Below are 23,753 nucleotides of genomic sequence, written 5' to 3'. Positions count from 1 at the left end.
TTACACAATTCTTTTATACATATTCTCTGGAATTGCCGCAATTTACCTTTGTTAAGCAGTTTGCTATGACTAATAATTCAAGAAATACGGAAACAGAATGGAAAAGGAAAACGCTTTACTATCTTATAAGTGCGGCACGTCTCCCTATTTAATTTCGTAACTTAGCTACAACTCATAGTGAATGTCTAACGGATGATTTTGGAAAGTAAAGATGAATCAGGGATTGATTGCGGTTGAAGTTCGCGTTATGATAATAGTAATTTATCATTACTAATTGTTGATATAATCAACTTCATTTTATTCCATCAACTATTTTTGATTGTAAGATTGTCAGAGCTTCATTATTGTGTTGTATCAAGCAATATAAAATTTCTCGAATGACAAAGAAATCTTCTAGTCAAATTCGGGTTGTCTAGGGAAGGACTTGATGCAATGAATACAAGATTTACAGAGCGAGATCATTTAATTTTGGAATCATACGATGCAGTAGTAGAGGGATTAGCCAACTATTTGGGGCCTGCTTCTGAAATTGTTCTTCATAGTTTGGAAGATTATCAGCATTCGGTTGTCAAAATCGCAAATGGGCATCATACAGGCAGGGAACTGGGAGCGCCTATTACCAATATTGCTTTGCAAATGCTGCAAGAAATTGAACAATCTAATGGGAAGCAGTCGCTCAGCTATTTTACAAGAAGCAAGAATAATCGTCAGATGAAGTCCAGCACGATCGCGATTCGGGGTGATAGCGGCAAGATTATCGGCCTGCTTTGCATCAACATGAATATTGACGAATCTTTTGCTGATGTGCTGCAAACCTTCCTGCCGCAACCGGATATGGAAGCAAGGGGGCAGTCCGAGCATTTTGCTTCATCCGTGGAGGATATGATTCAAGAAACGATTGAGCGAACGATCGAAGAAGTCGATGCTTCTCCAGACATCTCTTATGCGAACCGGAACAAGCATATTATCGGACTGCTGCATGAACGAGGCGTATTCAACCTAAGGGATGCGGTCACCCTTGTGTCAAACGCGCTGAAAATCACAAAACATACGGTTTATCTACATTTGCGCAATAATGCTTCCAAAGGTGAAAAAGCAACGAAATAGAAGCAGAAAGAACGCTGAACACAGCAGGATTAGCGACCGGGTTCTCAAAATGAGCCTGGTCGCTGTTTTTTGTGGGCAAACACCTGTCGTAAGGATAGCCCCCTTTAGATCAAGAGATTCTTTCATTCAATCCTGCGGAATACTGCTTCGCGCTTTCCTCATCTGACTCCGTTCTGAGCGATTCTTGCATATCTTGATCAACATGTTCAAAATGTTCAGGATATCCATACTCGCCATGTTCACTTAAATCCAAGCCGATACGCTCTTGCTCCGCATTGACACGCAAGCCAAACAACCGTTTCCCTGCATACAACAGCACGTAAGAAGAGACAAATGCAAATCCGCCCGCCGCTAGAATCCCATAGGCTTGCACCCATAACTGATGCAGACTGCCTGTATCCAGCCAGCCTCCTTGGCCTACACCAACCTTCTCCGCCAATGCTGAAGTGGCGAATATCCCATTGGACAGCGTGCCCCATACCCCTGCTACCCCATGTACCGACAAGGCTGAGATTGGGTCATCAACTCGCAGACGATCGAACCAGAGCGCACTGTAGTACACTAGAATACCAGCCGCCAAACCAATTACGATGGCCGCCCAAGGCTCCACGAATGCACACGAAGCTGTGATCGCAACCAAGCCCGCCAGCATTCCATTCAAGAGGGTAGGCACATCTGCCTTGCCGCTGCGCAGCCAACTAATAGCAAGCGCCGCAACAGCCCCCGCTGCAGCTCCAAGCTGTGTGTTCATGGCTACATATCCAAAAAATCCATCACCGATCGACAACGTACTTCCTGCATTAAAACCGAACCACCCCACCCACAGCAGAAGCACACCGAGCGTTATATATACTTGGTTATGACCTTTTAATTTCTTGGACGAACCGTCTGAATCGTATTTGTTCATGCGCGGCTTCAAAAGCAATGTCGCAGCCAGCGCAGCCATAGCCCCTGTTAAATGCACAACCGTAGAACCGGCAAAATCCTGCTTCCCATGCATCGCAAGCCAGCCACCTCCCCATATCCAGTGAGCAACCACTGGGTAAATCAATGCCGTGAACAGAATCGAAAACCAAATGTAAGCGGACAATCGCGCGCGCTCGGCAAATCCACCCCACACAATCGAGAGTGACACAGCAGCAAAGGCTAATTGGAAGGTAAAAAATACGGAAGGTGGTAACCCTGTAGAGGAAGCTGGAGTAAAGAAGAAATCACCCCAACCAATAAACGAATTGCCATTCATACCAAAAATCAAGCCATAGCCGACTGCCCAAAATACAAGAGAGCCAAGCCCAACCGTAATGACCGTTTTTGCGGCAATATGACCTGCGTTCTTCATTCGTGCAGACCCTACTTCCAGCAGAATGAATCCCGCTTGCATAAGCAGCACCAGTATAGCCGACAGCATTACCCACAGTGCGTTCAGACCAGATTCCAGTGATTGCACAGAAGCCTCCCCCGCGGCACTGACAGCATCCGGAAATAGGCTAAAACATGCAAATCCAGCACCAAGCACACCCGTCGCCGAAGCAAAACGTCTGCTCCTACTCCGATTAAGGCTCTTGTCTCTGTTCATCCTCATTTTCTCTACACTCCTCGCTATTTTTATGTTAGATTTTATTACACAAAATCTTGTTATTAGAGGAATTATATAAAGGTAAATTGTGCAAATCAATGGGTTATGTTATAAAATGCATAAAATGCGTCAAGTTATACAAATTGAATGTAATATAACCTAACACAATATTCATGAAGATTGTGATAAATAAAAAAAGACTGCAGAATTATTCTGCAGCCCAAGTCTTACATTCTTGCTTCATTTGTCTTGGATTGATTAATCCAATATGCTATTCCTTACTGTTGATTACTCGGCTTGTTCAAAAAACTTGGCAATCGGATTTTCAACATGCTTATCTTTATAAATAGAGCCGTCGACCTTTTTCACAATATGCTGTTGGAAATTGCTCGTAACCGACAAGCTCTGCATGCCAATTCCCGCTAACAACTGCTCTGCTGACTTCTGCGTCATATGATCATCTGTCCAGAAATAATGCACCACTAGACGATCTTTATTGTACGGATGCATAATTCCGTAGCCACCCAGCAGCCCTTTTGTGTTCATTACTTCCTTCCAAGGGAAGCCCGCTTGTTCAGCCTTTGCAATAATCGCTGGCTTCAATGCTTGGATAAATGAATTGGACTTCGGATTGCCGATTACAATGACATTGCTCTTTGCCAGAGAAGTCTCCAACTGTTTTTTCACAGCCTGCTTCTCACTCAAGATCACAGGCTTAACGCCGCCCATGTTCAACACATTGGAAATATTCTCGAAAAATTGCTCTTGCTGCTTTTTCGCTTCTGCGCTTACAGGACTACTGTATATGATCGCTAGCGGTTCTCCATGCATCGCCTTGTTAAGCACCTTGTACATTGTCTCTTTCGGCAACTTAGGATAGGACTGATCGATCCCATCATATATCCCCACAAGCGACAATTGCATATACTCCGCCATTTCAGTTTCCGTCATCTGGTATTCCGGCTTGAGCTCATAATTAGGCTTGTTTAAGTTATCATCCATTCGATCACGAACAGACTTGCCAAACTGATCCTCAATCGTTTGAAGCAATCCCGCTACGGTTGCGTTTCGATACGCATAGCGATTGAAATAGTCCTTCATAAAGGCATCGAACTTCTCTTGACCAACAGTACGGTACAATTCATAGATCGCAAGGCGACCTTTTTTATAATACAGCGCATCCGGGGAATCTCCAGCCTTGTCATTCGGGGAATTGATAGCCCGATCCAATGAGAACGTATCGATGCGAGCACTATCAAATCCATTCATCTTATCGCCCTGGGCATCATAGTAATACAACTTGGAAAAATCAGCAAACCCTTCATCCAAGAACGACTCGGTCTCAGAATCGTTGCCGATGATGGAATGGAACCATTGATGTGCAATCTCGTGGACAAAGACAGAATCCTTTTCAGGAACAGCATTTGGACTTACCCGTCCCATTTGGATAAGGCGTGCAAACTCAACGGCAACCCCTTCTACATGGGATTCCACGATCCGGAAATCTGTGTACTCATATTTACCAAACTTATCGCCAAAGAATTCAATTACTTTAAATGCCTCATCAATATATTTATTGATAACCGCTGTCTTCGCTGGATCATTGTTGTCGTTGTAATATACATATTCAATCGTTAAGCCATTCTTGGTTTTGCTGGCCTTATGGAACTTCTCACTGGAGAAGAACACGAGCTCGCGCGTCTTGTCCGATTTCGTCGTTACGATTTTGCGGCCAGCTTCACCAGACTTCTCCGACATTTGTCCAGGCATCGCGATTTGCAGCTTGTCTGGAACATCCATTGCAACTGTATAGTCGGCAACCTCATAGTAATCCGTCTCGAATGTCTTACTATATGGGGTCTTATTCCACTTATGTGCTGCTTCATCGTACACAGACATAACCGGGAACCAATGCGCCCCATTAATGATGTCCTTATAGTAGGACAAGCGCTGTGAACCAAATGGAATTTTCGTTTTATATTCAAGCTCTAACGTTACTTCTTCATCCTTGCCCAACGCTTTTGCCAACTGAACCGTAAGCGCCTGCTTCTCATTTGTGGTAGCTAGGATCGCACCGGTCGAAGCATCCTTTACACGAATGATATCAATACCGCCAAGGAAATCCTCCGGTTTCTTATCTGGGTATTCCTTCGCAATCTCCCCATTTGCTCGCACGAACATGCTCGATTGCGTATCCTTCGAACGATTGGCATCTGCGAACAGACGGAATACAACATCATTCAGCTTGTCCTCAGACGTATTGCGGTATTTCACCGTCTGCTTGCCTGTAATGGTCATGTCGTCCGTATTCAGCTTCGCTTGGATATTGTATTGGATATGTGAAGTTGCTTGTTGTTGAGACTGCAATCCTGCTGTGCTAATCGTCTTGACTTGATCCGCCGCGACCTCCTGTGCATAAGCTGTGCCACCAGATGTTAGCGGAGCTGCAAGCAGGGTAAATGCCATTGCACATGCTATTGTCGTATGTAGCAATTGTCTTCCTGTGAGTTTCATTCGTCCAATCACTTCTTTCCGTTTGTGTTTCATCCCATGATGATATATTCAATTATAGAGCAAGATACAAATGATATCGTGCGATTAACCTTATGCGGAGCTTACAATATTGTCACGTAAGATTTTAAGGAACTTTATTAATGAATGCCGCGAATCAAAAAAAAAGAAGCACCCGTCTAAGACGAGAGCTTCTCTATGACAAGGGTGCTCTTAGCTCGCCCTTTATTTCTGTGAATCTTCTTGTGGAGCAGCCTGCGCAATATGGCGCGTACGGATTTCCTCTTGCAGCAGTGCAACCACTTCTGCTACCGGCTTCATGCCAAGGTCTCCTTCTCCACGCTTACGCACGGATACAGCACCATTGTTCTTCTCATTTTCACCGACGACGAGCATGTAAGGTGTTTTCTCCAGCTGTGCCTCGCGAATCTTGTAGCCAAGCTTCTCGTTGCGCACATCTGCTTCAGCACGGATACCTGCATCACGCAGAGATTCCGTTACTTCCTTCGCATACTCTTCGTAGTTCGGCGATACTGGAATGACCTTCGCTTGAACCGGAGAGAGCCAGAGCGGAAGCGCTCCTGCGAAGTTCTCCAGCAAGAATGCAGTCATGCGCTCCATCGTACTGATGATACCACGGTGGATAACGACAGGACGATGCTTCTGTCCGTCATCGCCGACATATTCCAGCTCGAAGCGTTCAGGAAGCAAGAAGTCCAGCTGTGCAGTCGACAGTGTCTCTTCCTTGCCAAGCGCTGTTTTAATTTGTACATCTAGCTTCGGTCCGTAGAATGCAGCTTCGCCTTCTGCTTCGTAGAATGGAAGACCCAATTCTTCAACAACCTCACGCAGCATGCGTTGAGACATTTCCCACATATGGTCGTCTGGGAAGTACTTCTCTGTATCCTGCGGATCGCGATAAGACAAGCGGAAGCGATAATCCTTAATTCCGAAATCGTCATATACGCGGCGAATCAAATTAATAACACGCGCGAATTCTTCCTTGATCTGATCCGGACGGCAGAAGATATGCGCATCGTTCAATGTCATAGCACGAACACGGTGCAAGCCAGTGAGCGCCCCGGACATCTCATAGCGGTGCATGGTTCCCAACTCGGCGATACGAATTGGCAATTCACGATAGCTGCGCATGTCAGACTTGTACACCATCATATGGTGCGGGCAGTTCATTGGACGCAGAACAAGCTCTTCGTTATCCATAACCATGGTTGGGAACATATCCTCTTGGTAGTGTTCCCAATGGCCGGATGTTTTGTACAATTCCACATTCGCAAGCACCGGTGTATACACATGGCTGTATCCCAAGCGTTCTTCGATATCCACGATGTAGCGCTCCATCGTACGGCGTAATGTCGCACCATTTGGCAGCCAGAGCGGCAAGCCTTGTCCAACTTTTTGGGAGAAGGAGAAGATCTTGAGCTCTTTACCTAATTTACGGTGATCGCGCTTCTTCGCTTCTTCCAAGAAGTGCAAATATTCATCAAGCTGTGCTTTCTTTGCAAATGCTGTACCATAAATACGCTGCAGCATCTTGTTGTTCGAGTTGCCGCGCCAGTAAGCGCCCGCCAAGTTCAAGAGCTTGAATACCTTCAACTTGCCTGTAGATGGAACGTGAGGTCCACGGCACAAGTCAAAGAATTCACCTTGGTCATAAATAGTGATCACAGAATCTTCAGGCAAGTCGTTGATAAGCTCCAGCTTCAATTCATCACCGATTTCTGTAAAGATACGAATAGCTTCTTCACGAGATACTTCACGGCGCTGAATTGGCAGATTCTCGTTCACGATACGCTGCATTTCCTTCTCGATCTTCGGCAGATCCTCAGGAGTCAAGGAAATATCAAGGTCAATATCATAGTAGTAGCCGTCTTCGATAACTGGACCGATACCAAGCTTCACGTTCGCATCCTTGTACAAGCGCTTGATTGCTTGCGCTGTCAAGTGAGCTGAACTATGGCGAAGCACTTCAAGCCCGTCTTCTGAGTCTGCCGTTACAATTTCAATCTTGGCATCTTCTTGAATCGGCGTATACAGGTCAACAACCTTGCCATCCAGTTTCCCCGCTAGTGCAGCCTTTTTCAAGCCGCTGCTAATTGAACCCGCTACATCTTCGATTGTAGTGCCTTGCTCATATTCACGAACAGCACCGTCTGGAAATGTTACTTTTACGTTAGACATTTGCGATTCCTCCCAGTTCATATGGCATCATTCAATCTGCTGTCAATCTTCTTTATGCCGGCTAGGAAACAAACAATTACACGTTCTTCCCATCTTCACCGTACACAACACAGCCTATTGAATTTGTCTGAAAAAATAAAAAACACCCGCCCTGTAAAGGGACGAGTGTTATAGACAATTAGTAACCCGTGGTTCCACCCTCATTCAACTGCTGATGATGCTTACGCGATTACAATTACAGCATCATATGCCGCAATGCTCTGTCGTAGGCTTTCTTCAGATCAGTCCTTGAGCATTCGGTAACGGGAATGATTCGTTGGATGATACTAACCGAGATAAGCTCGTTGTTCCCATCCAAAGCTCTAAAGTGGTAAATAAACAGCGTTGCCGAAGGGACTTGCAGCCTCGATCCCTCTCTCTGAACGGTTTCGTCCGTTATTCATGTCTTTGTCATCGCATATCGTATGCTATTGATTACTCAATACCGCATATTATATGCGATCTTCGCAGGGTGGTCAAGCTTCGATTCCTGAATCATGAAATGCTATGGCCGCAGCATCGAACCGTCCTGCACGTTGTTACGTACAAGAGTCTCGTGAGGCCAGCCATCTCCACCAAGCACAGCATGACAAGAACTACACAATACACATACATGCACCCTCGATTCGAAGATTTGCTGAATCGTCTTAATCACCTGAGATTCTGGCTCGCGCGTGTGAATGATAATATTTTGCGGGGATACGTTGATGAGTGTGCTCACAATCATATCCTCCATCTCCATATCATAATCAATCATCTCCACAACCATGCCATTCATCACATGCTTCGGCTCAAGCGGCTGAAGATCCTCATCTAGGAGCGTAAATTCATGACCGCCCTTGTGCATTAAGTGCGCAAGCGGGATCTTCGTCTCCTGAATGAACACGAAGTATTTCAATAGACCGATGAACTCTTGATACTGCCGTTCAAGTACATATTCATCAATCGCATAGTCAACCACTTCACGAAGCTCTGTTAAATAGTGCCGCAAGCGGAACTGAATGAACCCTTCAACATTAAGGGCTGTATGATCTTCTAAATATCGCCGCAGTGCACGTGTAAGCTTCCCTTTGCGTCTGCGTCTGGACTCACTAGAACCGGTTTCATCTCCACCGTTGAGCAGCTGCTGGCAGTATTCCTCAATTTTACGGCGTTCCTCTTCACTGTATTTCGAATCCTTTGCAATTAAGGAAGCAAGAAGCAGCCTTTCTTTTTGGGACAGAATAAATTCAGCAACTGCCTTGGCCGCTCTATTCCATACATCTTGTCCTTGTGTAGACAGTTGAAAACCTGGCAAGATGCCCCGGCATGTAATCCAAGCCGTCTGCCCTTCAGACCATTGCTGGAATTCAACGCCATTCGGCTGTTTATGTAAATCGCTCAGCTCCTGCTGCAGCAAATCAGTCAGCGTTACTGCGTCACATTCGGATCGCAGCGGCAACGAGATCGTGAACAACTCCATGAGCCCACTCCTTTCTGTTCCTTCTTAAGTATATGGGGTCATGAATGGAGATATACGAAGACGAATCTGGAAAACAGAGGACGCTCGCATTCCTTCTGGCATTATTGCCAAAAATAAAAAAACACCTGCTGGCTATCCTCACGGAAAGTCCAGCAGGTGTACTGCTTCATTTTCAATTGACGCCTAATTCTGCATAACAAAATCTTTGGCAACCGTTGCATGTTCATCGTCGAACACACGCAAAATATTATATTTCGTATCACGCTGCGCAGGAATCTTGCCCGCTTCGCGGATAAGCTGCAGCGTGCTCCCGATGTTTACTTTATGTGTAGCACCAGCAGCCGATACGACATTCTCCTCAATCATCGTGCTGCCGAAGTCATTGCAGCCGAAGCTTAGCGTCTTCTTGCCAATTTCCGGCCCCATCGTTACCCATGAAGCTTGGAAGTTCGGAATATTATCTAGGAACAAGCGGCTGATCGCGAGTGTCTTCAAATACTCTTCAGGCGATACGCGCTCTGCCTTCATGTTCGTGTTGTCCGGTTGGAATGTCCATGGAATGAACGCAAGGAAGCCCTTGGAAGGATGGCCGTTCTGCATGCATTCATCTTGTGCTGTACGAATGCGCTCCAAGTGAAGTGCACGCTCTTCCAGCAGCTCGCCGAAGCCGATAACCATCGTGCCCGTTGTATTCATGCCGACCTTATGGGCAGTTTGCATGACGTCCATCCAATCACGCCATGAACCCTTCAAGCGACTGATCTTCCGGCGAGTACGGTCGTCCAAAATTTCAGCGCCGCCGCCCGGCAGCGAGTCAAGACCCGCTTCATGAATTTGACGGATTACCTCTTCTAGAGATAGTCCATTCGAGACTTCCTTCATCTTCATAATCTCCGCAGGAGAGAAGGAGTGCATTGTAATACTTGGGAACCGTTTCTTAATTTCGCGAAGCAGATTCGTATAATAGCTGAATGGAAGCTCTGGGTTTGTTCCGCCCTGCATCAGAATCTCAGTTCCGTCTACATCGATCGTTTCCTGAATCTTCTGGAAGATGACTTCATCAGGAAGCACGTAACCTTCCTTCGAACCCGGAGCACGGTAGAAGGCACAGAATCTGCAGTACGTATCACAAATATTTGTATAATTGACATTGCGCCCAATTACAAATGTAGCAATCGGATCTGGATGCCATTTCTTCATAATTTGGTCGGCAGCTGCCCCCATTTTCTCGATCTGATCAGATTCGAACAAGGTCACGCAATCGTCTGTATTCAATCGTTCACCACGAAGCGCTTTGTCCAAAATGCGGTCTATCGGTGACATCGTCACAGTCACTTCCCCTCTCATATGTTGCCTTACACTCTCGTATATAAAGCGAAGTAGACCCCGCTCACGGCGGGGTTTAATTGTACGGATTATTGCACATGCTGCTTCATCATCTAGTTGTGCATTGTATCGCTCAAGAAGCAGCTTCACTAAATAATCGTAACATACATCGCCCATAAAAAACAGCACCCTTCCAAGAGAAGGGTGCTGGATAGAATCGGTTATTTGGATAACGCCTGATCCAAATCCGCAATCAAATCCTCGACATGTTCAAGCCCAACAGAGAAGCGGAGCAATCCATCCGTAATTCCACGCTGCAGACGAACTTCATGCGGCATTGCTGCGTGAGACATCATGGCAGGATAAGACAAGATGCTCTCAACAGCGCCAAGGCTGACTGCCACAAGCGGGATTGTCACGTTGTTCAGCACTTGCTTCGCCCGTTCGCCAGAACCCACATCGAATGATACCACTGCTCCGTATCCCAGTGATTGCTTCTCATGCACCTCACGGCCAGGATGATCGGCTAGACCAGGGTAATAGACGTCAGCAATGTCTGACCGTTCACTCAGCCACAGTGCAAGGCGGCGGGCGCTCTGCTCACTCTGATTCATCCGAGCTTCCAATGTCTTCATGCCTCTCATCAGCAGCCAGCTGTCCTGAACCCCAAGCACAGCGCCAAGGCCATTCTGCAATTGCTTCACACGGCGTCCAAGACTCTCGTTGGCTGTAACTGCCAGACCTGCGAGCACATCACTGTGTCCGCCCAAGAACTTGGTGGCACTATGTAAGACTAGATCAACACCAAGCTCAATTGGACGCTGATGATAAGGGGTCATGAACGTATTATCCAGCATGGTGAGCAGACCCTTTTCCTTGGCCCATGCGGTCACTTCTGCAATATCCGTAATTTTGAGCGTCGGGTTGGACGGTGTCTCCATATAGACAGCCTTCGTATTTGGACGAAGCGCAGTCTTCACCTGCTCAATGTCGGTCATATCCACTAAAGTAGACTCAATGTTCAACCGGTTTAAGATGGAGGTCAGGAGACGGTACGTTCCACCATACACATCTTCCGTTACGATAACATGATCTCCTGCCGATAACAGCAAGAATGTCGATGAGATCGCTGCCATCCCTGATGCGAAGGCAAATCCATTCGTTCCGCCCTCGAGCAGAGCAATATATTGCTCCAATGCCTCACGTGTTGGATTGCCAGAGCGAGAGTAATCGTACTGAGGCGGATTGTAAATGTCCTCATGATGGAATGTCGTAGCTTGGTAAATCGGGACACTGGAAGCTCCCGTACCGGCATCGATCTCACCGCCAAAATGGATCAGCTTCGTCGCAAACCGACGTGATTGCTTGCCTAACTGACCGTCTGATGCTTGATTCGAATTCTGCTCACTCATCTCCGTTATCCCTCCACTTCTACTCTAGCCGCTTCTATCGCTTGCTCCAAGTCAGCGATTAGGTCATCAACATGTTCAATTCCAACCGAGAATCTTAGCAAGCGATCGTCTACACCAATCTGATCCCGAATCTCCTGCGGAATATCCGCATGGGTCTGAACCGCCGGATAAGTCATCAGCGACTCTACCCCACCCAAGCTCTCCGCGAAGGCGATCAATTTCAAGTGGCGCAGGATCGGCTCTACATAAGCTGCATTCTTCAAGCGGAAGGAGAAGATGCCTGTGTTGCCCGACGATTGGCGCTGTTGAATCTCATATCCCGGATGCTGCTCGAGTGCAGGATAATACACATTGTCGATGGCGGGATGCTCTAGCAGCCATTCGGCAATGCGGGTTGCGTTGTACTGATGCCGCTCCATACGAAGGGCAAGTGTCTTCATGCCTCGCATCAATTGATAGGAGTCCGATGGGCTCAGGACAGCTCCGATCGAATTATGCAGGAAGGCGATTTCTTCCGATAACTGCTCCCCTTTCGTTACGATCAGACCAGCAAGCACATCATTATGTCCGCCCAAGTACTTCGTTGCGCTGTGGACTACCATATCTGCCCCAAGTTCAATCGGGCGTTGGAAAAATGGCGTTAGCAGCGTATTATCAACGATAGTGAGAATTCCATGAGCCTTCGCCCACGCCGCTACCTTCTCGATATCCGTTATCATCATCAAGGGGTTCGTAGGCGTCTCTATAAAGACAGCCTTCGTCTGCGGTGTTCTTACAGACTCAAGCGCATCAAAATCATTCGTATCTACATAAGAGGCCGTCACGCCGAAACGAGACATAATCCGCTCCAGCAGACGATAAGTGCCACCGTACAAATCGAGGGAAACAATCAGATGATCGCCTTGACTGAACATCGCGAACAATGTCTGTAATGCAGCCATCCCAGAACTACAGGCAAATCCGGCATCCCCACATTCCAAAGCAGCCGCCGCTTCCTCTAGAACAGTACGAGTCGGGCTCTTCGTCCGAATATAATCAAACCCAGTGCTCTGTCCAAGCTTCGGATGCCTGAATGCAGTTGCTTGGTAAATCGGATAATTAATAGCTCCTGTTTTTGGTTCATGAACCGATCCAATTTGAGCTAATCGACTTTCGATGCGGTAGTTCTCTTCGTTGCGTTCGATCATAGTTGATGAGCCCCTTCCTTGCGCGGTACGGCTTTGCCCAATTCGTAAGGTGTTTCTTGATATACGTAGTAGTTCAGCCAATTTGAGAAGAGGAGGCTGGCATGCGCGCGCCAAGTGGAGTAAGGCTTGCGGGAAGGATCGTTATTCGGGAAATAATTTATCGGAATGTCCATCTCCATCCCCTTTGCAATATCGCGGTCATACTCCCACTTCAGTGTACAGGGATCGTATTCCGAATGACCGGTCACGAAAATTTGCTTCCCATCATGTGTCGCTACCAAATACACTCCTGCTTCTTCCGACTCCGCTAATATTTCTAACTCGGCAATCTTCGCGACATCCTCTCTCCGAAATTCCGTATGACGGGATTGCGGTACAAGAAACATCTCGTCGAAGCCGCGTGTCAGATTCACATTTTCCTTAGTTAGCACATGCTCGTATACACCGAAAATTTTCTGATCCAGTGCATATTTCGCAATTCCATAGTGATGATAGAGTCCCGCTTGTGATGCCCAGCAAATATGGAACGTGGAAGTTACATTCTCCTTAGACCATTCCATAATGCGGCACAACTCATCCCAATAGTCTACATCTTCAAACTTCATCTGTTCGACAGGAGCACCCGTAATGATCATGCCATCAAACTGCTCTCCTTCAATATCTTCAAATGTTTTGTAGAACGAAGATAGATGCTGTGCGGACGTATTTTTTGATGTATGGCTTGCTGGATGAAGGAGCGTCACCTCAACTTGCAGCGGCGTATTGCCCACTAAACGCAGGAGTTGGGTTTCCGTAGTCTCTTTCGTCGGCATCAAGTTGAGAATGATGATTCGCAGCGGACGAATATCTTGATGATAGGCTCTCGTTTCGTCCATGACGAAGATATTCTCCTGGGTCAAAATTTCTTTGGCCGGCAAATGATCCGGAATTTTAATCGGCATTGACGCTCTCCCCCTCGAAAATGGTAATTGGATGGTGTCGGCACATGAAATCACATTGGCCGCAACCGCAAACAGGCCTGACTTGAAACGGCACAAATGGCTAGAGACATACAAAAAAGACCTTCCTCGACTACGAGAAAGGTCATGTTATACATGCTCATGAGCCTCTCTCATCTGTCAGTAACGACTTCCATCGTCCCTGCAAGAATTAGCACCGTGCGTCGCGCTTCATACTGCGCATCGCCGGTTGCCGGGCTTCATCGGGCTTGTCCCTCCACCTACTCTTGATAAGATTGCTTATATGAATATTCATTTGATTTGGCCTTGGTAATAATGTACGGCAAAGAGAAGCTGTTCGTCAAGAGGTGAACACAACAAAAAATCACGATTCCACCCCCTTCGCATACGATACATTATTGACGAATTCCGGCAATGGATTTTGTCTTGAAAGGTTGAAGTACGAGCGTTATACTTAACAAGGTGCGTCGAAGCCTTACTTAATTATTAGAATCGAAGGCAACAATCGTTCCTTCACTGGACGCATGATATATAAAGTCACGTACAATTATTCAAGCTGAGGTGAGTTCGGATGGATGGCGACCCGAGGTCGTTCCGTAGTACGTACGTACAACCGAATATTACGATTCGACAGGCAGCGGCAAGTTCGCAGTCCAATGTCGGGATTCGTGCCTCTGCAGAGAACCTAGTTCACTAATTGTGCCTAGGCTTATATCACGTGCGCGAACGACGGACTGCGCATGCCCAGCCTTGTTTCGAGTCGTCTGGTAACATTTAGACGATGCGCATGTCGCAATGGCGACAGCGTCAAGGAGTGAGTGCAATGAAAATCCGTCTGGTCAACGAGGGCGTCTTCACGACTGAGGAAGATATCAATGTCACATTAACACCGCCAGAGAATGGCTTCTACTGGATCGATGCTGACATTGAGGATTTGGTCGTTCTGCAGCCATTATTCAACATGCATGATTTGGCAGTTGAGGACTGTATGAGTGAAGAAGAGCAGCGTCCCAAAATCGAAATTTATGAAGGTCATTATTTTATCGTGTTCAACAGCATTCGCTTTGACGATGAAGAGATCTTTTTACGCTCATTGAACATTTTCCTCGGCAAACATTTCATTATTACCGTAACGAAGCAGAAGATTAACGAGCTGCGTATGGTGAAGCCTGTATTGTGGGAGCAGCAAGCGAGTACGCCTGACCTTATGCTCTACCTGCTCATTGACTTGGTTGTCGACAACTACTTCACAGTAGGAGATCGAATTGAAGCGAAGATCGACAAGCTTGAGGAAGAGCTCATTATGAGCACGAAGAAAGAACATCTCAATGAAATCATCAGCTTGCGAAGTGAGATTCTGTGGCTCAAGAAGGGTCTTGGCCCTCAAAAAGAGGTACTGCTTGTCCTCTATCGTAAGGAATTGCGGCTGATCGGCGATGACCTGCAGAAGTACTTCCAGGATATTTACGAGAATGCCGTCAAAGTATCGGAGACATTCGAAACGTTCCGCGACCTCATGGGCAACTTACGTGAGTCTTATCAGCTTAGCATTGCGAATCGCGCAAACGATATTATGAGAGTGTTCACAGCGATTACAACTATATTCATGCCGCTAACCTTAATAACAGGGATCTACGGCATGAACTTCGGATATATTCCAATTATGGACTGGGAGTACGGCTCCTTGTATATGATCGGATTCATGCTTGCGCTTGGTATCTTTATGTTCTACTTATTCCGCAAGAAAGACTGGATTTAATAATCAGCGGGGGGTGTTCTAAAGTCATTTGATAATGACCTTGGACACCCCCGCTTTGTTTTCTTTGCATTACCGTATTCCCGATTATCCCCATTTGCTCACCTTGTTCGCCGATGACGAAAAACGAAGCCAACCACTGCGAATTGTTTTTCGCTGCTTTCCAAACAAAATAGCACGACGCCCCTAAACTAGCCTAAACAGCAGAATAAATTCATTAACGAGCTCGGGCATACGTCCTTCGAATATGTGGCATTCGTCAGCTTGCTGCTTGTGCAACGCTGCTGCTTCTCGCTCTGCTTCGATGCAGAAGCCGCAGCAATCGAATCTGCTCATAGTTCGCTTGTACCTCGGCATAGGATTCGTCCAATGCCGATTCTCCAAATGCCTTCACATAGATTGGCTTCAAGTATTCATCGCCCAGTTCATCGAATGCCAGCTCTATCGTTGCCCGCTGCTCTTCCGGCATAGATTGAAGCTCCGATTCAACCAGCATGCACACATTATAGCCTTCACGTTCTACCGTCTCAATGCGCATAATGAGTTCACGCCGATCTACCTGAAGAAGCTCTATCAATTGCGCAATCGATAACTGCTGCTGCAAGCCTTCCAGCAATACACGGCGGTCTGTCAGCTTGGAGAGCTCTTGATTCTGCTTCGATTCCCATTCGGAATAGACCCACTTCGCGAACTCCTCTTCGGATACAACGGAGGATATCCAATCCAGCGGGAAAGTCGATGTCCTCTCAAACCCCTTCGCAATTGCAATGATGTCGGCTCCATAGGATGCCAGCTTCGCTTCCCCGAATCCAGGAAGCTGCTTCAGCTCTTCCAAGGTGTGCGGAAGCAAGGCACTGACCATACGCAGCATACGATTCGTCGCAATCCAATAAGGGGCCCGGCGCAGCTTGCTCGCCGTCTCCCTACGCCACTTCGCAAGCTGTTCATATACCTCGGATCGGGCATATAAATCCGCATAGCAGGCAATCCATTCATTGCGTTCCTTCATTCTGCGCTCGTGTATATCGGCCTCCGGCACAAACCCAATAGTCAGACGGTACCCAGCGTGCAGCAAACGCGCCATGCCACGCCGCATAGCCGCCCGCATCTCAGCCCATACCGTCCCCTCGAACCATACTTCGGCAGGCTGTCCATCTGGTTCCCAGAGTAGGATCCACTTCCCCTCATCTACTCCAGCCGTAACTAATCCATATGCGGTATCATGAGAAGAATCTACTCCCCTCTTCCGCTTACGAGAAGACACCATCTCCCCATCCTCCAGCACCATTCGCTCTAACCTGGCCATCCATACAATTTGCATCAACTACGCCCTCCCTATTCGATAGACTTGATAATGATACAACCTCTCCGATTGCTGCACCTTCTATTCACTTCTTTCGGACAAAAAAAGAAAGCACCTCATCACGGTACGTATATACGCATCGCAATGAGGTGCTTCCTCGTCCTAGTTATGAATTTATTACCATTATAGCATGCTCTTCTCCAGTGTCAATTCCTGTATTTCTATTTCTAAATGTTGGACGCTACTATATAATAATATCATCTTATTGGAGCAGCAGATAAGGGAGGCTAACAATGAGCAATCATGATCTTGATTTTCTATCGGACAGCACAGAGACGACAACAACACGCTTCGTCACCTTCGTAGGGCACAGCTATCGGCGCTTTGATTTGGCGATTACATCTACAGGCCGTTTTTACGGCAAGAAGCTCGTTACCGACTTGCAGAGCGGGCTGACCGCCATTCTCGGGCAGGACGATCTCAAGGAAGAAGGCTATTTAGAATCCTTTTATCGCTTGTCGGAGGAAGAGGGAGAAGAGCTTCGCGGCTTCCTGTACATGGTCATAGGCGAGGCGCATTTCACCGATTAAGCTGATGACTTGGATTCACGAACCCAACCTTCATACAGCACTTATGATCAAAAAAGGGAGGAGCTTCTGCTCCTCCCCTTCATTCTACCGCCCATGTTCGTTACATTCCGACGTACGATATCATACTTTTCATTTCTAGACGCTCAAATATTGCACTGACGGACTCGCGCTCTGGCGCAAATACACAGACATCCATCTGGCACTCTACCGGCACATCGCAGTTGATGCGCGCAAGCTGTCGTGACAAATGGAGCATCTCAAGGTCGGACTCAATCTTCGTCCGTACACCCTTCGCAAGCTCCGGCAAATTCTCCAATATTCCCTCAATGCTCTGATATTGCTGGATCAGCTTATGTGCTGTTTTCTCACCTATCCCTTTCACGCCTGGATAGTTGTCCGCAGTATCTCCCATAAGCCCCTTCACATCAACCACCTGCTCTGGAGTCAGCTGACGCTCCTCCATGAGTGACAATGGCGAATAGACTGCATAATTGCCATGCCCCTTCTTCATGATGATCACAGTCGTCCGTTCATGAACAAGCTGCAGCATATCGTGGTCGCCTGTCAGGACAAAGACATGCATATCATCACGGAATAAGCGCGACAAGGTTCCGATACAGTCATCTGCCTCGAATCCTTCAGCCGATATATTAGGGATGCCGAATCCATCCATTACATCCCGAATGAGTTGAAATTGTGGTACCAGATCCTCTGGGCAATCGGGACGATTTGCTTTGTACGCTGTGAACTGTTCTGAGCGAAATGTCTTGCTCCCGAGATCCCAGCAGCATGCAATATGAGTCGGCTCGAACCGTTCTACCGCATCCCAGAAATATCTCATAAAGCCATACACCGCATTCGTTGGTGTTCCATCCTTCATTCGACGAATAGAACCGCCGTACGCAGTAGCGAAATAGGCGCGAAATAAGAGCGCCATTCCATCAACGAGCAGTAAGCGCTGCTCCTTATTATCATTCAATTGTACTTCCATCGGTATGGATTACCCCTTTCGCTTCAATGCCTATCGTCAAGTATATCATAATTCCTACAATCACTAGATAACGGATTCTGCCAAGCAAGGAACCCATACTCATTCTTTCTATTTATGCTACAAATGAGACATTACATCATCAAAAGTCACGATCCCGACTAACCGACTGTAATAAATAGTCTCCACATTCGTCAAGCAACGGCGCATCCAATCAAGAACCTCAGCAATTGTATCTGTCGTACGGATTCGGATGATCTCCGTTGTCATAAGTGATCCTGCTGTACCTTCTGGGTAAGCGAGCAATTGCTTAATGTCCTCCGCCTCTTCCCTCTCCATATGATCAAGATAGAAATCCGCCTCTTGATAAGACAGCAATCCATCTTCTTGCGCTCTACTTACAATTGCTCGATCTCTACGCTCACAACATGCTCAATCTTCTTGATGGAATAATAGATTTCCGTCAAGTATTGATTACTTGGCACAGATAGCACTAGGTCAATTCGCTGGCGATCCTTATCCAGATCCTTGAGTTTAAAGTGGCGGATATGGAACTCATCTGCATCCGTTCGATCCTTGCGCTGAATCTTCTTTATGAGATCCGTCATTCGGTGGTTCGATTCTACGACGATCTTCAACGCCACATCATGCCGGTTCAACTTGGCAGGGGCAATCATCTTAATTAAACCCGGAATGAGATTGACAGCCGTAATCAGCAGCGCCGCACCGCAAGTTGCTTCCAAATAGAATCCAGCCCCAATCGCTACACCGAGAGCAGACGCCGACCAGATTAACGCTGCAGAAGTGAGACCGGAAATAACCTCATTGCTTCTTCGCAAGATAACACCCGCTCCAATAAAACCGACCCCGCTTATGATCTGAGCTGCCAAGCGCATTGGATCCATATTCGGATGGTTAGTGCCGCCGAACTTCCCGAATGCCTCAATTGACACAATCGTAACCAGGCAGCTGGCAATACATATGACCATACTCGGTCTCAAACCAAGCTGTTTTTGCTTAATTTGTCTGTCAAGCCCAATCAGCAAACCGAATAATAGCGCCAAACCGAGCTTCATCATCATTTCCAATGTCAAAAATATCATGTCGATCACCTTCTTACCCAAATTCAACTTACTCAAATTCAATCTACTACAAAAAACATCTACACACAAAAAAAGCCCCCTCGCAAAGAGAGAGCTTGATTACATCCAGCAAGTCGATTCCTCACACGTCAAATAAGCCTACTGATTCTTCTCGTGCATACAGCATGCAAGACGATTCAGGGCACAGCAAGACATGGGAGGGCCGCTTGTATAGGACACATCCTCTCTACGAGTGTACATCAGTTGTCGCAAATGACTCGGACTGCCTTCCACCATTACCCTCCCCTTTCATCGCTAGTTAAATACTTCCATGAGGAATCTTACTTGTTCGTTCACGTGATGTCAACCATCATCTTCCTCATCCTGCATGATCTATTAACACGGTTCCTGTTAATCTGAACAGCATCGTACCTATGTCCTGCTTGTCAGGATCAACTGTTGCAAATCCTTCTTAATGCTTGGAGGCCGTGCCCCACGCTTCTGCAAACATCTCTTCCTTGAAGCCGACTGTTGCTCGATACCCATCTGTAACAATAGGACGCTTGATCAGCTTGCCATTTGATGCCAACAGATTCAACTGTTCCTGCTCGCTCATCGTTGGCAGCTTGTCCTTAAGCTGCATCGCCTTGTATACTTCGCCAGACGTATTGAAGAATTTCTTCAACTCCAATCCGCTTTGGGCAACTAGTGCACGCAATTCCTCGCTGCTTGGCGGCTCCTCTACGATCGGGATCAGTGCAACATCATAGCCTTGTCCCTTGAGCCACTGCACTGCTTTACGGCAAGTGCCGCATTTGGCATATTGATATACAGTAACGTTCATATGTCATGTAACTCCTCTCATAACATCATTTCATTATTACTCGCTCCAGTCAACAAGCCGGTCACGCAGTTCTACTAGTTCCTGAGGAAGCTCGGCCTTAAAGTGAAGCTTAACCCCACTCATCGGGTGTGTAAATCGCAGCTCAGAGGCATGAAGTGCATGCCGCGTTAATGGCTCCACTGCAGCCTGAAGCAGCGGAGTATTCACCAGATCAGGATCAGCATAGAACTTATCGCCCAGCAGCGGACTTCCGATATGCTTCATATGCACCCGGATTTGATGAGTACGTCCCGTCTCCAGTCGGCAGCTTACTCTTGCAGCTTGTCCATGGTAGGACTCCAGCACACGATAATGCGTGATGGAATCGTATCCATCCGGTGTCACGACACGAAGATGAGGCTGCTCCTTGTCTCTATCGATTGGAGCATGTACCGTCCCTTCCTCCTCACGAGGAATCCCAAATACAAATGCCTCATACTGCTTCCACACCTCATTCTTCTGCATCTGATCCGATAATTGATGATGAGCGTGGCCGTGCTTCGCAACAATAAGCAGCCCAGAGGTCTCTTGGTCGAGTCGATTCGCTGGTCGAAAGCGGGTTCGCTCGCCACGCATCCGCCAATGATGGACAACTCCATTAGCCAATGTCCCATTCGGATATCCCTTGGTTGGATGAACCACTATGCCTGCCTGCTTATTGAGCACGAGAATATCCTCATCCTCGTATACAATCTGAATTGGGATTGGCTCTGGCTCGATTGTATCCACATGATCCTCTGCAATCTCCACCCGGATCAGATCACCCGCACGAAGCTTGTCGCGCACCGTAAGAATTCTGCCATTGTATTCTGTACCGCCATTCACCGTAATCGCTTGTTCCAACGTCTTCAGCCGCTTCAATAAACGCCTCGACAAATTCAATCTGGAACGGAGAACGGTTCGAAGTTGAATCCCTTCTTCACTCTCAGGCACTACATAGGACAGCTCAGCCGCAATCTCCCCAGACAAGTCGTCCGCTTCTTGCTTCCCTTCTTCTTCAATCATGCTGCTCCTTCTTCCTGAACACGTCAGCACTTCTCACATATTCCTGATCCTGAACGCCAACAAGACCATTTGCCCGGCGCGCCACTGTAAAGAAATAGTCTGACAATCGATTCACATATTTCATTACTTCGACATGTACGGTCTCCTGATGCGAGAGCGTAACGAGCTGACGCTCCGCTCTTCGACACACAGTTCGACATATATGCAAGGCTGCTGCCGCCTCGGATCCTCCTGGCAAAATGAACTTTGTGATCGGCTCATTCGCTGTCTCATGATCGTCCATCCATTTCTCAAGCTGCTCCACCTGTTCTGGACGAATTTTATAAATGAATTTCCCCTGCTTCTGCTCCGCATAAGCGGTATCGGCTCCGCAATCGAACAATTCATGCTGAATCACGGATAACTGCTCCCGAAGTGCTTTCATTTCATCTCCATGACAGCAAGTAATCGCCCAGCCGACGAATGAATTCAGCTCATCAAGCTCCCCATAAGCTGCTACCCGCAAATGATCCTTCGGTACCCGACCACCTATCAACGATGTCGTTCCTTCATCACCTGTACGCGTATATAACTTCATTTGCTATGCCCCCTCATTACCGTTCTATCCTGGGCTTAATGTCCTCTCCACGTGCACATTTCTAGTTTACTTTCGTTTCCGCTTCGCGCTAATGTCCTCTGGAATCCCTGAAGTCATCCGGAACCATTGTGTACTCCGCTTTACAAGCTCGCGATTCAGAGCGGCGTGCTGCACAATATACTCAACTTCAAGCGGATTCGTGAAAGGTGTGTAGCCTGGCGGCTCGTTCGTAATAATGAACAGCTTGCCTTGAAAGATGAACAATGCCTCTTGCAACTCCATCCGCGCAGCTGTCAAGCGCCCAGCGTATTCAGCAAGATCCTGCTTATTGTCCATTTCCTCCATAATTCGTTCGTGTGCGTCATGCAAATACGAGGTAACGCTATCAATGACAAGTACACGCCGGTCGGCCCGGTACATATTGGATTGCTCATTGATTCGATGCAGAACTTCTGGCAAAGCACATTCCGTATGAATCGTCTGCCATGTGAAATGGGGTGGCGCAGGCAATTCATCCGGAAGCGGCGTAAGACGGGTCGTCATGTAGAACCCTTCACGCCCGAACGTTGCAGCATAATGCATTGCAAATGATGTTTTCCCGCTCCCGGTGCTTCCTGTTACACCAATGATCACGAGCGCTCCCCCCTTTCACTTATGATGTCTTACCGTGATGTCCAATGATTGCTTATCGATCTGTACGATCTGTCTGAATCAAGCCACATTACTTCTCTTCAGCAAGAGCCTTGAGTATCTCAACGGATCTGGCTTCATCAGGTGTGCGCGAAGGAATCGTAACAGACAGCCCCTTTTCCTGAATGCCATGTTTCTTCAAGACAGGCAGCTTCTCTGCAGACAACGAGAATAAGAAAGTTCCTTTATGCTCTTCCTTGCCTTCATATACAGCACCGTCGTACACGCCTTCGTTATATTTTTTGGCATCAAAATACTTATCGAGAGCTACGTGTCCACCCTGAGGAGCCATTCTCTTCGCGTCCTCCTCTGGAATGACCATTACACTATTCTCTCCAGCCGCATATTCCACAAACAACTTCTCGATGCTGTACAACGGTGAAGCGACGACTTGGACTGTGAATTTATTTTCAAACGTCTTATTCAGATCATCTTGCAGTGCACTTGTCATTTCGGGAGGTAATGACGATGATGTCATGATGAATACTGTAGCATCGGCTTTAGGCCCTCCACAACCACTTACAAGCACAAGCAATACCGCTAGAACACCGATCCATCTCCAATTGCGCATGATAGCCTGTCCCCTCTCCACGTTGCCCCATATAAATGTATTGTCCGTTTAATAAATCCCAACCTTCACTATATCATAAACAACATAGGCAAAAAAAGAAGACTCCTCATAGGAGTCTTCCTCACGCACCATCTATTTCATCGATTGTGATTTCATATATTCATTAATCTTCAAGTCCAACATGCTGCTAATCTCGATTACTGTCTCTGCAGTAAAGGACTGCTCCTCTTGGAACATCTGCTCCATTTGCTTGCGAAGGACAAGGATTTCATACTCAAGCGCCAATAGCTTGGACGAAATGTTTCTTGTTCTGCCCGACCATCTTACATGAGATCTATCTTCTCTCACTGAACTATGCGGATACGACGTCAAGGTATAGTTCGAACAAAACAATCGACCTTTCCTCCCTTCATGGCGATTCTAGAATATCCTAGGTTTCTCCAGATGTTCCATAACATGGGACAGTTCTGCGAGACATGTTATATTATACCAGAGGGAAAGAAAGAAAACTAGTTCATTTTCGTTGATTA

Annotated in this window: 21 protein-coding genes and 1 riboswitch; of the genes, 3 read left to right on the top strand and 18 right to left on the bottom strand. The window is 47.0% G+C overall.

Annotation, left to right across the window (positions count from 1 at the left end):
• Positions 1-432 precede the first annotated feature (432 nt).
• Complete coding sequence (locus BP95_RS0108170; RefSeq protein ID WP_028531867.1) at positions 433-1,107, top strand: helix-turn-helix transcriptional regulator; 675 nt, start codon at positions 433-435, stop codon at positions 1,105-1,107.
• Positions 1,108-1,216: 109 nt separating this feature from the next.
• Here the strand turns inward: BP95_RS0108170 and BP95_RS0108165 are convergent, their stop codons facing one another.
• From BP95_RS0108165 to metA, 8 genes are all read right to left on the bottom strand, one after another.
• Complete coding sequence (locus BP95_RS0108165) at positions 1,217-2,689, bottom strand: ammonium transporter (protein WP_028531866.1); 1,473 nt, start codon at positions 2,687-2,689, stop codon at positions 1,217-1,219.
• A 282-nt stretch (positions 2,690-2,971) separates the two neighbouring features.
• Positions 2,972-5,197 (bottom strand): M1 family metallopeptidase, encoded by a 2,226-nt coding sequence (locus BP95_RS0108160; RefSeq protein WP_028531865.1) that lies wholly within the window; start codon positions 5,195-5,197, stop codon positions 2,972-2,974.
• Positions 5,198-5,419: 222 nt separating this feature from the next.
• Positions 5,420-7,393, bottom strand: coding sequence for a threonine--tRNA ligase (gene thrS, locus BP95_RS0108155; RefSeq protein WP_028531864.1), 1,974 nt, complete (start codon positions 7,391-7,393; stop codon positions 5,420-5,422).
• 544 nt (positions 7,394-7,937) lie between these two features.
• Positions 7,938-8,894, bottom strand: coding sequence for a putative sporulation protein YtxC (ytxC, locus tag BP95_RS29875; protein WP_021254019.1), 957 nt, complete (start codon positions 8,892-8,894; stop codon positions 7,938-7,940).
• A gap of 183 nt (positions 8,895-9,077) precedes the next feature.
• A complete protein-coding gene (mqnC, locus tag BP95_RS0108140) occupies positions 9,078-10,217 on the bottom strand; it encodes a cyclic dehypoxanthinyl futalosine synthase (protein ID WP_028531863.1) in 1,140 nt (379 codons plus the stop codon).
• Between the two features lie 224 nt (positions 10,218-10,441).
• On the bottom strand, positions 10,442-11,632 hold the full coding sequence (locus BP95_RS0108135) for an aminotransferase class V-fold PLP-dependent enzyme (protein ID WP_021254590.1): 1,191 nt from the start codon (positions 11,630-11,632) through the stop codon (positions 10,442-10,444).
• Between the two features lie 5 nt (positions 11,633-11,637).
• Positions 11,638-12,819 carry an aminotransferase class I/II-fold pyridoxal phosphate-dependent enzyme gene (locus BP95_RS0108130; protein WP_028531862.1) on the bottom strand — a complete coding sequence of 394 codons (1,182 nt, stop codon included), beginning with the start codon at positions 12,817-12,819 and terminating at the stop codon, positions 11,638-11,640.
• Entirely contained in the window at positions 12,816-13,760 is a 945-nt protein-coding gene (gene metA / locus BP95_RS0108125) for a homoserine O-acetyltransferase MetA (RefSeq protein WP_021254588.1), read from the bottom strand. Before metA ends, BP95_RS0108130 begins: the two co-directional genes overlap by 4 nt.
• A 167-nt stretch (positions 13,761-13,927) precedes the next feature.
• A riboswitch (SAM riboswitch) is annotated at positions 13,928-14,054 on the bottom strand.
• A 547-nt stretch (positions 14,055-14,601) separates the two neighbouring features.
• Here metA and corA point away from each other — a divergent pair.
• Positions 14,602-15,537 (top strand): magnesium/cobalt transporter CorA, encoded by a 936-nt coding sequence (gene corA / locus BP95_RS0108120; RefSeq protein WP_021254587.1) that lies wholly within the window; start codon positions 14,602-14,604, stop codon positions 15,535-15,537.
• Positions 15,538-15,793: 256 nt separating this feature from the next.
• Here the strand turns inward: corA and BP95_RS0108115 are convergent, their stop codons facing one another.
• Entirely contained in the window at positions 15,794-16,855 is a 1,062-nt protein-coding gene (locus tag BP95_RS0108115; RefSeq protein WP_021254586.1) for an HRDC domain-containing protein, read from the bottom strand.
• A 275-nt stretch (positions 16,856-17,130) separates the two neighbouring features.
• Between BP95_RS0108115 and BP95_RS0108110 the strand changes: the two genes are divergently transcribed.
• The gene (locus BP95_RS0108110; RefSeq protein ID WP_021254585.1) at positions 17,131-17,427 is read left to right on the top strand and encodes a DUF3055 domain-containing protein; all 297 of its coding nucleotides are present in this window, start codon (positions 17,131-17,133) and stop codon (positions 17,425-17,427) included.
• Positions 17,428-17,527: 100 nt separating this feature from the next.
• Here the strand turns inward: BP95_RS0108110 and BP95_RS0108105 are convergent, their stop codons facing one another.
• The 9 genes from BP95_RS0108105 to BP95_RS0108060 form a co-directional block, all read right to left on the bottom strand.
• Positions 17,528-18,418 (bottom strand): 5'-3' exonuclease, encoded by an 891-nt coding sequence (locus tag BP95_RS0108105; RefSeq protein ID WP_028531861.1) that lies wholly within the window; start codon positions 18,416-18,418, stop codon positions 17,528-17,530.
• Between the two features lie 117 nt (positions 18,419-18,535).
• On the bottom strand, positions 18,536-18,793 hold the full coding sequence (locus BP95_RS0108095; RefSeq protein WP_028531860.1) for a CBS domain-containing protein: 258 nt from the start codon (positions 18,791-18,793) through the stop codon (positions 18,536-18,538).
• Positions 18,794-18,813: 20 nt separating this feature from the next.
• Positions 18,814-19,518, bottom strand: a complete 705-nt coding sequence (locus BP95_RS0108090) for an MgtC/SapB family protein (protein WP_021254582.1) — start codon at positions 19,516-19,518, stop codon at positions 18,814-18,816.
• Positions 19,519-19,969: 451 nt separating this feature from the next.
• Complete coding sequence (locus BP95_RS0108085; RefSeq protein WP_021254581.1) at positions 19,970-20,341, bottom strand: arsenate reductase family protein; 372 nt, start codon at positions 20,339-20,341, stop codon at positions 19,970-19,972.
• 36 nt (positions 20,342-20,377) lie between these two features.
• Positions 20,378-21,385, bottom strand: coding sequence for an RluA family pseudouridine synthase (locus tag BP95_RS0108080; RefSeq protein WP_028531859.1), 1,008 nt, complete (start codon positions 21,383-21,385; stop codon positions 20,378-20,380).
• Complete coding sequence (locus BP95_RS0108075; RefSeq protein WP_028531858.1) at positions 21,378-21,962, bottom strand: cob(I)yrinic acid a,c-diamide adenosyltransferase; 585 nt, start codon at positions 21,960-21,962, stop codon at positions 21,378-21,380. The genes BP95_RS0108080 and BP95_RS0108075 overlap by 8 nt, the downstream gene beginning before the upstream one ends.
• A gap of 66 nt (positions 21,963-22,028) precedes the next feature.
• Positions 22,029-22,595 (bottom strand): P-loop NTPase family protein, encoded by a 567-nt coding sequence (locus BP95_RS0108070; RefSeq protein ID WP_021254578.1) that lies wholly within the window; start codon positions 22,593-22,595, stop codon positions 22,029-22,031.
• Positions 22,596-22,683: 88 nt separating this feature from the next.
• On the bottom strand, positions 22,684-23,223 hold the full coding sequence (locus BP95_RS0108065) for a hypothetical protein (protein ID WP_021254577.1): 540 nt from the start codon (positions 23,221-23,223) through the stop codon (positions 22,684-22,686).
• 132 nt (positions 23,224-23,355) lie between these two features.
• Positions 23,356-23,616: an aspartyl-phosphate phosphatase Spo0E family protein gene (locus BP95_RS0108060; RefSeq protein ID WP_021254576.1), complete on the bottom strand. Its 261-nt coding sequence runs from the start codon at positions 23,614-23,616 to the stop codon at positions 23,356-23,358.
• Between the last annotated feature and the right edge of the window lie 137 nt (positions 23,617-23,753).

Source organism: Paenibacillus sp. UNC217MF, from assembly GCF_000686865.1.
Taxonomy (GTDB): Bacteria; Bacillota; Bacilli; order Paenibacillales; family Paenibacillaceae; genus Paenibacillus_B; species Paenibacillus_B suaedae.
The sequence above is the reverse complement of the archived record's forward strand: the minus strand, read 5'-3'. Positions and strand labels throughout refer to the sequence as shown.

Bases quoted from the DNA above. Each gene is read 5' to 3' on its own strand.
- corA (WP_021254587.1), top strand. From the start codon at position 14,602: ATGAAAATCCGTCTGGTCAACGAGGGCGTCTTCACGACTGAGGAAGAT.
- metA (WP_021254588.1), bottom strand. From the start codon at position 13,760: ATGCCGATTAAAATTCCGGATCATTTGCCGGCCAAAGAAATTTTGACC.
- BP95_RS0108170 (WP_028531867.1), top strand. From the start codon at position 433: ATGAATACAAGATTTACAGAGCGAGATCATTTAATTTTGGAATCATAC.
- BP95_RS0108080 (WP_028531859.1), bottom strand. From the start codon at position 21,385: ATGATTGAAGAAGAAGGGAAGCAAGAAGCGGACGACTTGTCTGGGGAG.
- BP95_RS0108065 (WP_021254577.1), bottom strand. From the start codon at position 23,223: ATGCGCAATTGGAGATGGATCGGTGTTCTAGCGGTATTGCTTGTGCTT.
- BP95_RS0108085 (WP_021254581.1), bottom strand. From the start codon at position 20,341: ATGAACGTTACTGTATATCAATATGCCAAATGCGGCACTTGCCGTAAA.
- BP95_RS0108160 (WP_028531865.1), bottom strand. From the start codon at position 5,197: ATGAAACTCACAGGAAGACAATTGCTACATACGACAATAGCATGTGCA.
- thrS (WP_028531864.1), bottom strand. From the start codon at position 7,393: ATGTCTAACGTAAAAGTAACATTTCCAGACGGTGCTGTTCGTGAATAT.
- ytxC (WP_021254019.1), bottom strand. From the start codon at position 8,894: ATGGAGTTGTTCACGATCTCGTTGCCGCTGCGATCCGAATGTGACGCA.
- mqnC (WP_028531863.1), bottom strand. From the start codon at position 10,217: ATGTCACCGATAGACCGCATTTTGGACAAAGCGCTTCGTGGTGAACGA.
- BP95_RS0108135 (WP_021254590.1), bottom strand. From the start codon at position 11,632: ATGAGTGAGCAGAATTCGAATCAAGCATCAGACGGTCAGTTAGGCAAG.
- BP95_RS0108075 (WP_028531858.1), bottom strand. From the start codon at position 21,962: ATGAAGTTATATACGCGTACAGGTGATGAAGGAACGACATCGTTGATA.
- BP95_RS0108115 (WP_021254586.1), bottom strand. From the start codon at position 16,855: ATGCAAATTGTATGGATGGCCAGGTTAGAGCGAATGGTGCTGGAGGAT.
- BP95_RS0108130 (WP_028531862.1), bottom strand. From the start codon at position 12,819: ATGATCGAACGCAACGAAGAGAACTACCGCATCGAAAGTCGATTAGCT.
- BP95_RS0108165 (WP_028531866.1), bottom strand. From the start codon at position 2,689: ATGAGGATGAACAGAGACAAGAGCCTTAATCGGAGTAGGAGCAGACGT.
- BP95_RS0108105 (WP_028531861.1), bottom strand. From the start codon at position 18,418: ATGGAAGTACAATTGAATGATAATAAGGAGCAGCGCTTACTGCTCGTT.
- BP95_RS0108110 (WP_021254585.1), top strand. From the start codon at position 17,131: ATGAGCAATCATGATCTTGATTTTCTATCGGACAGCACAGAGACGACA.
- BP95_RS0108090 (WP_021254582.1), bottom strand. From the start codon at position 19,518: ATGATATTTTTGACATTGGAAATGATGATGAAGCTCGGTTTGGCGCTA.